We start from the raw sequence: 12,877 nt of genomic DNA, 5'->3' as shown, positions 1-12,877 counted from the left end.
CTGGGCTGCGCAGCAGCCCTAAAACCTATCTGCGCGGTGTGTCTGGAAAACAGCGGTGTGTTGTTGGGGCTGCTGCGCAGCCCAGCGCGGGGCAAGCCCGCTCGCCACACCAAGCCCGCTCACCACCACAAGCCAGTTCAACACAACAAGCCCATTACCAAACCAACAGGATCTAGCTGGACAACGGGTACACCGACTCCCAGCCCCCACCCAGTGCCTTGTACAGGCCGACCATGGCCAGGGACACGCCGGTGGAGCTTTCCACCCATTGTTCCTGGGTCGCCAGCAAAGCGCTCTGCACCGTGAGCACGTTGACGAAATCCACCACCCCTTCGACGTACTGGTGCTGGGCGGTGTCCAGGGCGATCTGGTTCTGGCGCACCGCTTCGGCGAGGCTGTCGCGGCGCAGTTGGCTGGCGTTGTAGCGAGTCAACTGGTCGTCGATCTCATGCCAGGCGCGCAGCACGGTCTGCTGGTAAGCCAGAGCCGCTTCCTGCTGCTGGGCCTCGCGCAGGTCGAGCATGCCTTGCAGGCGGCCACCGTTGAACAGCGGCAGGCTCAGCGACGGGCCGAAGGCAAAGGTGCGTGAACCCCAGGAGCCCAGATCCGACAATTGCATGGCCTGGGAACCGAGGCTGCCCGACAGGGTGATACGCGGGTAGAAGTCACCCTTGGCCACGCCAATGCTGGCGGTCGCCGCATGCAGGCGTGCTTCGGCCTGGCGGATGTCCGGGCGGCGCTGTGCCAGTTGCGACGGCAGGCCAATCGCAACCTGGCGCTGGGTCTGGGGCACTGCGCCGTCCTGCGACAGTTGCGCATGCAAGGCTTGCGGCGCCTGGCCCATCAACAGGCTCAGGGCGTTGATCAACTGGTCCTGGCGCTGCTGCAAATCCGGCAGTCGCGCTTCGATGGCGGCCACTTGCGCAGCGGCTTCAGCGACATCCAGGTGGGTCGCCACGCCATCGGCCAAACGCAGCTGCGAGAGTTTCAGGCTACGGCGGGCCACGTCGAGGTTTTGCTCGGTGACCGCACGGGTGCTTTGCACGCCGCGCAGTTGGATGTAGTCCTGGGCGGTCTCGGCCAGCACCGACAGGAGTACGCTGCGGCGGTCGTTTTCGGCCACTTGCAGGGTGGCGTCGGCAGCTTCGGTTTCGCGCCTTACCCGGCCCCAGAAATCCAGCTCCCAGGAAGCGGCAAAACCGGCGTCCCACAGGTTGAAGGCCGAACGGCCGTTGTTGCCGGACGGGTCGCTCAGGCCATTGGCGCTGTTGCGTTTGCGGCCGTAGTTGCCATCGGCGCTGACCTCTGGATAGCGCCCGGCGGTCGTCACCTGGCGCACCGCACGGCTCTGTTGCAGGCGGCTGCTGGCCAGTTTCAAGTCGAGGTTGTCGCTCAGTGCCCGGCGCACCAGGGCCGACAGTTGCCGGTCGTGGAACACGTCCCACCACTGTTCCTCCAACGGGTCGCTGACCGCGCGGCTGGCGGCCTGGCGGCCCTGGGGCTCGGCCCATTGCGTCGCCGACTGGGTGTCGGGCCGCTTAAAGTCCGGGCCGACGGTGCAAGCGCCCAGGCTGATCATGCTCAGAGTAAGCAGCGCGAGTTTTCTCATTGCTGCGCCACCTCACGTTGCTGCGCACTGGGCTGGGTGTTGACGCTGGCCTCCACCGACATACCGACCCGCAGGCGATGAATATGCGCCTGCCCTGGCTCCAGGAGGATTTTCACCGGAATACGCTGCACCACCTTGGTGAAGTTGCCGGTGGCGTTGTCTGGCTTGACCGAGGCGAAGGTCACGCCCGTGGCCGGCGCCAGGCTTTCCAGGTGGCCCTGGAGCACTTCACCGTCGAGGCTGTCGACCCGCACTTCAACCGTTTGGCCGGCATGCATGTGGGACAGTTGGTTTTCCTGGAAATTGGCCACCACATACGCGTCGGCCAGCGGCACCACGGCGAGGATCTTGCTGCCGGGTGTGACAAAGGCCCCGACCCGCACCGCACGCTCGCCAACCATGCCGTCCACCGGCGCGACGATGCGTGTGTACGACAGCTGATAGCTGGCCATTTCCAGCGCGGCCTGGGCCCGCTTCAAACCGCCTTCAGCTGCATCGCGCTGGGCCGTGAGGATTTCCACCTGCTTGCGTTCGGCGGCCAGTACCGCTGTGGCGTTGGCCAGGCGCGCATTGGCCTGGTCGATGCGGGTCTTGGCTTGCTGGGCGTTCTGCACAGTGCCGGCGCCGACACCGGCAAGGTGGTTGTAGCGGCTCAATTCGTGTTCGGCAAAGGCCACTTCGGCGCGATCGGCGGCCACGGTGGCCTGGGCCTGGGCGATCACCGAGCTTTGCCGCTCAAGGGTGGCTACTGCGTTTTTCAGTTGGGCCTGGGCCATCAGGGTCTCGGCATCGGCGGCCTGGGCGGCGGCGCGCAAATCGCGGTCATCGATCAGCGCCAGCAACTGCCCGGCCTTGACCTGTTGGTTGTCCTCTACCAGCACCTCTTTGATAAACCCGGCCACCCGTGGCGCCACCAGGGTGTAGTCGGCAGCGACGAAGGCGTCGTTGGTGGTCTGGCGCTTGCTGCCAAACACGCCCGGCGCCAGCAGGTACACCAGCACGCCCACGGCGCACACGGCGATAACAGTCACGGCAATCTGGTCTTTACGTTTCATGGGAATCCTTTGTTTCAGTCAACAATCAGGCGGGTGCGCGCGGCGGGAAAATCCGCGTCGGCATCCAGAAAATCAGCAGGATCAACGCCACCGCGACACCGGCCATGACGTAATAGAGATCCGAAGACGTCAGCACCACGGCCTGCTGGTGCAGCCGATGGGCCAGGCCCGTGGCATCGCCGTCGGCCAGGGGCGAGTTGCCTAGGGCGTCCACCAACATGGTCGAGTGGAAATGCAGGCGGTGGGTGGTCAGTACCTCGATCACGCCGGTGGCGACCACGGCGGCCAGGCCCTTGACCGTGTTGAACCAGGCCGAGGCGAACGGCCCGTCGGTGGGCACGATGCTGCCGGTAGACAGCATCAACAGCGGCAACACCGCCATCGGCTGCCCGAAAATCTGCAGCAGTTGCAGCACGTAGAACTCGTCCCGGATCCACGCCGAGGTCAGTTGCGCGCCGCCGATACACGAGAGGGTCAGCATGCCCAGGCCAATCCCCAGCACCCAGCGGCAATCCACCCAGCGCAGGTTGCACAGGGCCGCTACCAGCGGCAGGGCGATCAACTGTGGCAGGGCCATGACCAGCATTACCGGCGCGGTCTGCAGCGGCCGATAGCCCTGCACCTGCGCCAGGTAGCTGGACGGCAGGATGATCACCGCCTGCAGCACCACCAGCACCCCGGCCAGCACGATCAAGGCAAACGACAGGTTGCGCAGGCCGAGCATCTGCAACTTGAAGAACGGCATCGGGTGTGACCATTCATTGATCATGAACAGCACCAGCAACAGCACCCCGCCCACCAGCAGCGTGGTGATCAGCGGCGACTCGAACCAGTCCAGGCGATTGCCCTGCAAGATGCCGATCACCAGCATGCAGATCGCCGGGAACCCCAGCAGCAGGCCGCGCCAGTTGAATTGCTTGAGGCGCTCCAGGCGCAACGGATCCTGGGGCAGGCCGTAGGCCACGGCGGCCATCGCCAGCAGGCACGGCGCGACGATCTGCCAGAACGCCCACTGCCAACCGACATATTCGGTCCACAGCGCCGCCAGCGGTGTGCCGAGGCTGGGGCCGAAGGTAGCGGTCAGGGCGTAGCCGGCCAGGCCGTAGAGTTTGACGTTGGCCGGCAAAAAGCGCAGGGCCACGGTCATCAGCATCGGCGGTAGAGCGCCACCGGCCAGGCCTTGCAAGGTACGCAGCAGCAGCAGGCTTTCGTAGTTCGGTGCCAAGGGGCACAGCACCCCCAGCAGGGTAAACAGGCCGATGGCCCACAGGGTGAAGCGGCGCAGCGAAAACGTCACCGAACACCACGGCGCAAAGGCCATGGCCGAGACGGAGGTAGCCGTGTAGGCGGCAACCAGCCAGGTGCCTTCGTCAAACCCGATGTACAGCGCACCGCGGATATCGGCGAGGGCGACCTTGGTCACCATTTCGTTCAGGCCCGAAACCAGAACCGCCAGCAGCACGCCGACCAGGCCGATGATGATCCGCGGGCCAAACACAGGGGGGCTGACGGCGGCGGGTTTGGCTGCAGCCAAGGGAGCGGGGGCAGCGAGGGAAGTCATGAAGGTACAACTCGAAAATAGAATACCCGAGCAGTTTAATAAGGCTTAGACATGACGAAAACTGACTTATGGGAAGGTTATAACTGCATCAGACGCAATGATTGAATGTGGGAGCAGGCTTGCCTGCGATAGCGGTGTACCAGTGACAGATGCCTTAGCTGACACACCCCTATCGCAGGCAAGCCAGCTCCCACACAAGCTAGGCTAGCTCCACATATTTGGATCGAAGTTGTCAGGTGGGCTGGGCTTCACGCCAAGTCGCCGCACAGCTTTCGCGCATGGTTTCACGCAGCCATTTGTGCGCCGGGTCTTTGTCGAAACGCGGGTGCCAGGCCTGGGTCAGCACCAGGGTCGGCAGGGAGATCGGCAAGGTGAATGCGCGCAGCGGCAGTTTCAGGCGATTGGCGCTGTACAGCGCTTCCTTGGGCACCGGCAGGATCAGGTCGGAGTCGGGCAGCATGAACATCGCGCCGTGAAACCCTGGCGCGATCATCGCCACCCGGCGTTCCAGGCCCTGGGCATTGAGGGCGGTGTCGATCGGCCCACGGGCAATACCGCGCCGGGAAATGCTGATATGGGAGTAGCTGGCAAAGCGTGCGGCGGTGATTTCTTCGTCGAACAGCGGGTGGCCTTCGCGGGCCAGGCCGACGAAGGTGGTGGAGAACAGGTTCTGCACCTTCACTTCCGGGGTGATCGGCATGGTGTTGCCGACGCGCAAGTCCAGGCGCCCTTCGCGCAGGGCTTCGTCGTCGCTGTCGCCTTCGGGGACGAACCGCAGCTCGCAATGGGGTGCCATCCGCTCCATGGTGTCGAACAACCGCCCGCCATACACGCCGACAAAAAAGTCATTGGCGCGCACGCTGAAGCGCCGGCGCAGGGTGCTCAGGTCGACTTCATCCGCCGAACGAAACAACAACGCCGCCTGCTCCACCACATTGCGTACCTGGCCTTGCAACTCCAGGGCCTTGGGCGTAGGCACCAGGCCGCGCCCGGCGCGCACCAGGATCGGATCGCCCACCGCTTCGCGGATGCGCGTCAGGGTTCGGCTCATGGCGGCCGGGCTGAGGTTCATCCGCCGCGCGGCGCCCACCACGCTGCCCTCGTCGAGCAAAGCGTCGAGGGCCACCAACAGGTTCATATCCGGTAATTGCATGCCAAGCACTCATGATGGGTTTGGAGTACAGCGCACGCAATCGTAGCAGGCTTTACCGGTACTGCCCGGTGGCGAGGGGCTCCAGGCCCGCGCAAGGGTTTATCGCTGCATGCCCCAGCGCTTCACGGTGACGCGCTCCAGGGTGTCGAACACCAGGTTCTCTACGAGCAGGCCGATAAGGATCACCACCGCCAGCCCCGCGAAGACCTTGTCGGTGTACAGCTCGTTGCGGTTCTGGAAGATGTACCAGCCCAGGCCACCCTTGCCGCTGGTCGCGCCGAACACCAGTTCGGCGGCGATCAGCGTGCGCCAGGCAAAGGCCCAGCCAATCTTCAGCCCGGCGAGGATCGACGGCAACGCCGCCGGAATCAGGATAAACAGCACAAAGCGCATGCCCTTGAGGCCGTAGTTGCGGCCGGCCATGCGCAGGGTTTCCGACACGCCCATAAACCCCGAGTAAGTGTTGAGTGCCAGGGCCCACAGCACCGAGTGCACCAACACAAAAATCAGGCTGTTCTGCCCCAGGCCAAACCACAGCAACGCCAATGGCAGCAGGGCAATCGCCGGCAGCGGGTTGAACATCGAAGTCAGGGTGCTCAGCAGGTCACGGCCCATCTGGGTCGAAACCGCCAACGTGGTCAGGGCGAATGCCAGGACAATCCCGATCAGGTAGCCCTTGAGCAGCACCACCAGCGAGATACTGACCTTACCCAACAGCTCGCCACTGGCAATGCCGTCGTAGAAGGCGTGGAAGGTCTGCAGGAAACTGGGCAGCAGCAGGTCGTTGTTCTGATAGCGCGCCGCTGCTTCCCAGAGGAGCGCCAGCACGATCAGGATCAAGCCTTTGCGCAACCAGCCTTGTTGCCACAGGCGCTGGCGCAGGGGTAAGGCACGCTCCACGGGCACGCCGGGCAGCGGTTGCAGGGTGATTTCATATTCCTGGCGCATGGGCACAGTCCTTCAATAAGCGATGCGGATATCGGCAAAATCCAACTCGGTTTCTGCCTCGGGCGTTTCATCGAACAACAGGCGATGAATACGCCGCGCCGACGCCTGGAACTCCACACCGCCAAGGCTGTGCAGGTCATATTGATGGCTGTGGATTTCGGCGCGCACACGCCCTGGATGGGGCGACAGCAGCAGGATGCGGTTACCCACCACCAAGGCCTCTTCGATGGAGTGGGTGACGAACAGCAAGGTAAAACGCACCTCCTCCCACAGCAGCAGCAACTCCTCTTGCATCTTGCGCCGGGTCAGGGCGTCGAGGGCGGCGAACGGTTCGTCCATCAGCAGGATTTTCGGCTGCATGGCCAATGCCCGGGCAATCGCCACGCGGGCCTTCATGCCACCGGACAGGGTATGGGGATAGGCGTCGGCAAAGGCGCTCAAGCCGACCTTGTCGAGGTAGTACAACGCCCGTTCTTCGGCCTCGCGACGCTTGAGGGTCTTGGACGCCAGCAGCGGGAACATCACGTTCTGCTTGACGGTTTTCCACGGCGGCAACTGGTCGAACTCCTGGAACACCACGATGCGATCCGGGCCCGGCTGCTCGACCTTCTGCCCTACCAGGCGAATTTCGCCTTCGCAGGGTTTGATAAAACCGGCTACCGCCTTGAGCAGCGTGGACTTGCCGCAGCCCGAAGGCCCCAGCAGTACAAAACGGTCGGCCGGATCGATCTCGAAACTGACCTGGTGGGTGGCCCGCACTACCCGTTCGGGCGTGCGGTATTCAAGGCTGACGTGATCCACCGAGAGCAGCGCCTCAGTGGTGTTCAGGTTGCTGGCCGTGTGGCCCTGCAAGGGTGCGTTCATCTCAGCTCCCTTGCAGCGGCTTGGCATCCTGGAAGAAGTAATCCTTCCACGACTCGGGTTTGTTCTTGATCGCGCCCACGCGGTAGAGGAACTCGGCCAGCGGGTAGGTGTTTTTCGGGGTGACGCTGAATTCGAATTGCGGGTTGTCGATGATTTTCAGCAGCGCGGCACGGTCGATCTTGGCCTTGGTCACGCGAATGTAGGTGTCGGCAGCGGCGACCTTGTCGTTCTGCGCAAACTGCGCGGCCTCGGTCAGTGCGTCGATAAAGGCCTTGTAGGTTTTCGGGTTGTCGTTGCGAAACTTCTCGGTGGCGAACAGCACGGTCGGTGAGTTCGGCCCCAACAGGTCATAGGTGTTGAGCACCACATGCACGTTCGGGTTGGCCAGGGCCTGGTCCTGGAACGGCGGGTTGGAGAAGTGCCCGGTCAGCTCGGTACCGCCGGCGATCAGCGCAGCCGTGGCGTCCGGGTGCGGGACGGCGATGGTGTATTTATCCAGGCGATTGAATTCCTTGTCGCCCCATTGCTTGGCCGCCGCGTATTGCAGGAACCGCGACTGCACGGAAACCCCCACGGCCGGTACCGCGATGCGGTCTTTTTCGGTGAAGTCGGCGATGGTCTTGACCTTGGGGTTGTTGCTGACCAGGTAGTAAGGGAAGTTGCCCAGGGAAGCCACGGCCTTGACGTTCTGCTTGCCGTGGGTGCGGTCCCAGATGGTCAGCAGCGGGCCGACACCGGCGCCGGCAATGTCGATGGAGCCAGACAGCAGCGCGTCATTGACCGCCGCGCCTCCGGACAATTGGGTCCAGTCGACCTTGATGTCGATACCTTGCTGCTTGCCGTATTTTTCGATCAGGTTCTGGTCGCGCACCACATTGAGCAGCAAGTAAACGATGCCGAACTGCTCGGCAATGCGAATCTCGCCTTCGGCCTGGGCGACAGTGGGAGCAACCAGACTGCCGGCCAACAGGCTGACGCCAAGGCCAACGGTCGCGGCCAATCGTGCAAAGGGGGTTTTCCTGGACATGGTCATGCTCCGAATCAGAAGGGGGCGTCGCCCTGGATGGTGGTGCGAAACAGTTTGCGACGCAGGTGGCTGGGGCAACCGGCGGCCAGGTGGATCAGCGAGCGGTTGTCCCAGAACACCAGGTCGTGGGGCTGCCAGCTGTGGCGGTAGATGTTGTGCGGGTGGATGCTGTGGGCGAAGAGTTGGGCCAGCAGGTCGCGGCTTTCGTCTTCGGGCAGGCCGACGATACGGGTGGTGAAGCCTTCGCTGACGAACAGCGCCTGGCGCCCGTTTTCCGGGTGGGTACGCACCACCGGGTGCACCACTTCGGCGACCTGGGCCAGTTGTTCAGGGGTCAGGGTCGGGCGCCAGTTGCCTTCGAATTTGGTTTCGCTGTAGCGCGCGGTGTACGAATGCGCAGCGCTGCGACCTTCCACGGCCTTGCGCAGATGCTCGGGCAACTGGTCCCAGGCTTTGTGCATGTCGGCAAACAGCGTGTCGCCGCCTTCGGACGGCAGTTCCTGAGCGTGGAGCATCGAGCCCAGGCTCGGCAGTTCCTTGTATGACAGGTCCGAGTGCCAGAATTTGCCCGCGTCGCCCAGGCCGATGGACTGGCCGTTTTCGATGATGTTGGAAACGATGAGGATTTCCGGGTGGTTGGCCAGCAGGAACTGTTTGAGCACATGGATCTGCAACACGCCGAAGCGGCGACTGAAGGCGATCTGTTGCTCGGGGGTAATGCGCTGGTCGCGGAACACCACCACATGGTGGTCCAGGTGCGCACGGTGGATGCGGGCGAAGTCCTGGTCGTCGACCGGGCGCGACAGATCCAGGCCAATGATCTCGGCGCCTACGCTGCCGGGGAATGGGCGGATGTCGAAGGTTTGGGCGGTGGGTAAGGCGGCTGTGGCGGTGGACATGTGATCACTCCCTGGCAGTCAGGAGAGTGACTTTATAGATATAAGAATTGGAATTTAAATACCGTTAGAGAATAACGATATGGCCTTTTGAGGATAAAGGCCGGAAGCTGTGGGGAGGTTGAGGGCCCCTTCGCGAGCAAGCCCGCTCCCACATTCGACCGATTTCCAACATGGGAATGCAGTCGAATGTGGGAGCGGGCTTGCTCGCGAAAGGGCCCGCCCAGACACCGAAAATCAACGCTCCTGCAGCGACTCGGCCCGGGCCTTGATGATGGGCTTGAGCAGGTAGCTGAGGATGGTCTTCTTGCCGGTGATGATGTCGACCGAGGCGACCATGCCGGGGATGATGATCAGTGGCTTCTCATCGGTGCCCAGGTGGCTGCGGTCGGTGCGCAAGGTGATCATGTAGTAGGTGGTTTTCTTGTCTTCATCGGTGATGGTGTCGGCACCGATGCGCTCCAGCTTGGCCTTGAGGCCGCCGTAGATGGTGTAGTCGTAGGCGGTGAACTTGACCACGGCTTCTTGCCCCGGGTGCAGGAAGGCGATGTCTTGCGGGCGGATCTTGGCTTCTACCAGCAAGGTGTCATCCAGCGGCACGATTTCAACCATGTCGCTGCCCGGCTGGATCACGCCGCCAATGGTATTGACCAACAGTTGCTTGACGATCCCGCGCACCGGCGAGGTGACCAGGGTCCGGCTCACGCGGTCTTCGAGAGCTTTGCCGGTGGCCTGGGCCTTGTTCAGGTCAGTACGTGCCTCGTTGAGCTCGGTCAGCGCTTCACTGCGGTATTTACCACGCGTTTCGTCGATCTTGCGCTGTACTTCCTTGATCGCCGAGTCGGCGCGGGGGATGGCCAGGGTGGTGGCGTCCAGTTGCCCACGGGTTTCCATTTCTGCGCGCTTGAGGCGCAGCACTTCCACCGGCGACACCGCACCCTGGGCGACCAGGGGTTCGGACATGTTGATTTCCTGGCGCTGCAACGACAGTTGGTTACGGTACTGGCCTTGCTTGGAGGTGTATTCGCGCATCTCCTGCTGGCGCTGGGTCAGTTGTTCCTGCAAACCACCGATTTCATCCTTGAACTGCTGGCGCCGGCTTTCATACAGCGACTGCTCGTTGATGGCCTGGGTGGGCGCAGCGGCACGCACGTCTTCAGGAATGTTCAGCGGCCGGTCTTCGACCTGGGCGTTCAAGCGTTCGATGCGCAGCAACAGCGACAGGCGCTGGGCCTCGGTTTCCCCGGCGTTGGAGACAAAGCGCGTGTCGTCCAGGCGGATCAGCGGCGCGCCAGCCTCGACGATCTGCCCTTCCTTGACGTACAGCTCGGCGACGATGCCGCCCTCAAGGTTCTGGATCTTCTGCAACTTGGAGGATGGAATAGCCTTGCCATCACCGCGCGTCACTTCGTCGACCTTGGCAAAACCGGCCCACAGCAGCATGCACAGGAAAAACCCGATGATCCCCCAGATGGTCAACCGCACCACACGCGGGGCATCTTCGATCAGGGCCTTCTTGACCTCTGGCAGTGGCTGGCCATCCAGCGAATCGGAACCAATGAAATAGCGACGGACCGCGTCCTTGAATTTACGCAACACTGATCTGCCCCTTCTTCAACGCTTCCATCACTACGGCTTTCGGGCCATCGGCAAGGATTTGCCCACGGTCGATGACCAACAAACGGTCCACCAGGGACAACAGCGACGCACGGTGCGTCACCAGCACCACGGTCTTGTTTTCCACAACGGCTTGCAGGCGCTGTTTCAAGCGTTCTTCACCGGTGTTGTCCATGGCGCTGGTCGGTTCGTCCAGCAGCAGGATAGGCGGGTTGAGCAACAGGGCGCGGGCCAGGGCGACGTTTTGTCGCTGGCCGCCAGAGAGGTTCTGGCCGCGCTCACCCACTTGCAGCTCGTAGCCTTGTGGATGCAAGCGGGCAAATTCGTGGACGCCCGCCAGCTCAGCGGCTTGCAGTACCACTTCGTCTTCAACGTAACGGGCGCCGGAGACCAGGTTGTCGCGCAGGGTGCCGGCCAGCAGTTGGATGTCCTGGGGCACATAGCCGACGTTGTGGCGCAGTTCGCTGACGTCGATCTGGCGAATGTCCACGCCGTCCACCAGCAAGGCGCCGGAGTCGGGCTGGTAGAGGCCCACGATCAGTTTGGCCAGGGAGCTTTTACCCGAGCCGCTGCGCCCGATGATGCCGATCTTCTCGCCGGGCTTGATCACCAGGTTGATGTTCTTGAGCGCCATGTTCTGCTGGTTGGGGTAGGTGAAATTCAGGCCCCGGCACTCGATGGCGCCCTGCAGGGTACGGCGGCTCAAAGGGCGTTCTTCGAAGTTGCGCTCTTGGGGCAGCTCCATCATCTGGTCGGTGGAGACCATGGTGACCTTGGCTTGCTGGTAGCGGGTCATCAGGCCCGACAGCGACGCCAGCGGGCTGAGGGCGCGGCCACTGAGCATGTAGCAGGCAATCAGGCCGCCCATGCTGAGGTGGCCGTCGATGATCTGGTAGACCCCGAAGACAATCATGATCACACCCGCCAATTGCTGGATCAGCAGGGTGATGTTCATCGACAGCCCAGAGAGCATTTTCACCCGCAATTCAAGGCGGCTGAGGGTGCCAATGGTTTGCTCCCACTGGTATTGGCGCTCGCTTTCAGCGTTGTTGACCTTGACCGCATCCAGCCCGGCCAGGGTTTCGATCAGGCTCGACTGGCGCTCGGAGGCCAGGGCCATGGTGCGTTCCATGGTGGCGACCAGCGGCTTTTGCAGCAGGTAGCCGATGCCCAGGGCAATCGGGAAGGCCAGCATGGGGATCCACACCAGATGCCCGCCGAGGATCGCGATCACCATGAATATCAGCAGGGTAAACGGCAAGTCGATCAGGCTGGTGAGCGTCAGGGAGGCGAGGAAATCACGCAGGCTCTGAAACTCGTGGATGTTCTGGGCGAAGCTGCCGACCCGTGCCGGACGGTACTTCATCGACATGCCGACGATCCGCTCGAACAACGTGGCCGAGATGATCAGGTCGGTTTTCTTGCCGGCCAGGTCCAGGCACAGGCTGCGCAGGCTCTTGAGGACCAGGTCGAAGACGTAGGCGATGAAAATACCGGTCGCCAGCACCCACAGGGTGGCGGTGGCCTGGTTGGGCACGACGCGGTCGTAGACGTTCATCACGAACAGCGGCGCTGCCATGGCAATCAGGTTGATCAGGAAACTGGCGGCGATGGCATCGGCGTAGAGCCAGCGCGAACGCTTGAGGGTGTCACGAAACCAGGAGCGGGCCCGGGGGATCAGGGTGCCGTGGCTGACATCGAATTTGTGTTGGGGCTGGGCAAAGAACACTTTACCGGTGTAGTCATCGGCCAACGCCTGGCGCTTGACGATGGTTTCACCGCCATCGCTTTCGCTGAGCAGCACCTGCGCCTCGTCCTCACCCTGCCAGCCGAGCAGCACGGCACTACGGCCATCCTTGAGCAACAGCAGCGCCGGCATGGCAATCGGGGGGATCGAATCGAGCTTGCGTTGCAGCAGCCGCCCTTGCAAACCGGCGCGGGCCGCGGCCCGGGCCAGCAAGTCGGCGGTCAGTTGCTGTGCCGGCAATGGCAGACCGGTGGTCAGCATCGCCGCACTGGCGGGCTTCTGGTGCAGGGCGCAGAGAGCCAACAACCCGTCGAGTAACGGGTCGTCGTGCAATGTGCGTGGATCATGACTGAGATGGACTCGACTGACTTCTGATTCCACGCGGGCTCTCTCAACTAAC

10 protein-coding genes are annotated in these 12,877 nt (G+C 62.9%); all 10 read right to left on the bottom strand.

All coding sequences use genetic code 11. The features are described from left to right. Positions 1 to 172 precede the first annotated feature (172 nt). Positions 173 to 1,609 (bottom strand): efflux transporter outer membrane subunit, encoded by a 1,437-nt coding sequence (locus tag C5F71_RS13620; protein ID WP_029298792.1) that lies wholly within the window; start codon positions 1,607 to 1,609, stop codon positions 173 to 175. Continuing rightward, positions 1,606 to 2,664 carry an HlyD family secretion protein gene (locus tag C5F71_RS13615; protein WP_029298789.1) on the bottom strand — a complete coding sequence of 353 codons (1,059 nt, stop codon included), beginning with the start codon at positions 2,662 to 2,664 and terminating at the stop codon, positions 1,606 to 1,608. Before C5F71_RS13615 ends, C5F71_RS13620 begins: the two co-directional genes overlap by 4 nt. Before the next feature lie 25 nt (positions 2,665 to 2,689). Then, positions 2,690 to 4,225 (bottom strand): MFS transporter, encoded by a 1,536-nt coding sequence (locus tag C5F71_RS13610; RefSeq protein WP_070995971.1) that lies wholly within the window; start codon positions 4,223 to 4,225, stop codon positions 2,690 to 2,692. A 232-nt stretch (positions 4,226 to 4,457) separates the two neighbouring features. Further along, complete coding sequence (locus C5F71_RS13605) at positions 4,458 to 5,378, bottom strand: LysR family transcriptional regulator (protein WP_092232583.1); 921 nt, start codon at positions 5,376 to 5,378, stop codon at positions 4,458 to 4,460. Positions 5,379 to 5,477: 99 nt separating this feature from the next. Continuing rightward, positions 5,478 to 6,326: an ABC transporter permease gene (locus C5F71_RS13600; RefSeq protein ID WP_032856477.1), complete on the bottom strand. Its 849-nt coding sequence runs from the start codon at positions 6,324 to 6,326 to the stop codon at positions 5,478 to 5,480. A gap of 12 nt (positions 6,327 to 6,338) precedes the next feature. After that, positions 6,339 to 7,190, bottom strand: coding sequence for an ABC transporter ATP-binding protein (locus C5F71_RS13595; protein WP_029298781.1), 852 nt, complete (start codon positions 7,188 to 7,190; stop codon positions 6,339 to 6,341). Position 7,191: 1 nt separating this feature from the next. After that, positions 7,192 to 8,217 carry an ABC transporter substrate-binding protein gene (locus tag C5F71_RS13590; protein ID WP_104911302.1) on the bottom strand — a complete coding sequence of 342 codons (1,026 nt, stop codon included), beginning with the start codon at positions 8,215 to 8,217 and terminating at the stop codon, positions 7,192 to 7,194. Positions 8,218 to 8,231: 14 nt separating this feature from the next. Continuing rightward, on the bottom strand, positions 8,232 to 9,116 hold the full coding sequence (locus C5F71_RS13585) for a TauD/TfdA family dioxygenase (protein WP_104911301.1): 885 nt from the start codon (positions 9,114 to 9,116) through the stop codon (positions 8,232 to 8,234). Positions 9,117 to 9,350: 234 nt separating this feature from the next. Further along, a complete protein-coding gene (locus C5F71_RS13575) occupies positions 9,351 to 10,712 on the bottom strand; it encodes an HlyD family type I secretion periplasmic adaptor subunit (protein ID WP_029298775.1) in 1,362 nt (453 codons plus the stop codon). After that, positions 10,702 to 12,858, bottom strand: a complete 2,157-nt coding sequence (locus tag C5F71_RS13570; RefSeq protein WP_092232573.1) for a type I secretion system permease/ATPase — start codon at positions 12,856 to 12,858, stop codon at positions 10,702 to 10,704. Before C5F71_RS13570 ends, C5F71_RS13575 begins: the two co-directional genes overlap by 11 nt. Positions 12,859 to 12,877: the final 19 nt, after the last annotated feature.

Source organism: Pseudomonas sp. LG1D9, from assembly GCF_002949995.1.
Lineage (GTDB): Bacteria > Pseudomonadota > Gammaproteobacteria > Pseudomonadales > Pseudomonadaceae > Aquipseudomonas > Aquipseudomonas proteolytica.
This window is presented reverse-complemented; position numbering and strand designations above follow the sequence as displayed.

What these genes read in the sequence shown, in the direction of transcription:
- C5F71_RS13605 (WP_092232583.1), bottom strand. Translation starts at nt 5,378, where the DNA reads ATGCAATTACCGGATATGAACCTGTTGGTGGCCCTCGACGCTTTGCTC.
- C5F71_RS13590 (WP_104911302.1), bottom strand. Translation starts at nt 8,217, where the DNA reads ATGTCCAGGAAAACCCCCTTTGCACGATTGGCCGCGACCGTTGGCCTT.
- C5F71_RS13595 (WP_029298781.1), bottom strand. Translation starts at nt 7,190, where the DNA reads ATGAACGCACCCTTGCAGGGCCACACGGCCAGCAACCTGAACACCACT.
- C5F71_RS13620 (WP_029298792.1), bottom strand. Translation starts at nt 1,609, where the DNA reads ATGAGAAAACTCGCGCTGCTTACTCTGAGCATGATCAGCCTGGGCGCT.
- C5F71_RS13615 (WP_029298789.1), bottom strand. Translation starts at nt 2,664, where the DNA reads ATGAAACGTAAAGACCAGATTGCCGTGACTGTTATCGCCGTGTGCGCC.
- C5F71_RS13585 (WP_104911301.1), bottom strand. Translation starts at nt 9,116, where the DNA reads ATGTCCACCGCCACAGCCGCCTTACCCACCGCCCAAACCTTCGACATC.
- C5F71_RS13610 (WP_070995971.1), bottom strand. Translation starts at nt 4,225, where the DNA reads ATGACTTCCCTCGCTGCCCCCGCTCCCTTGGCTGCAGCCAAACCCGCC.
- C5F71_RS13600 (WP_032856477.1), bottom strand. Translation starts at nt 6,326, where the DNA reads ATGCGCCAGGAATATGAAATCACCCTGCAACCGCTGCCCGGCGTGCCC.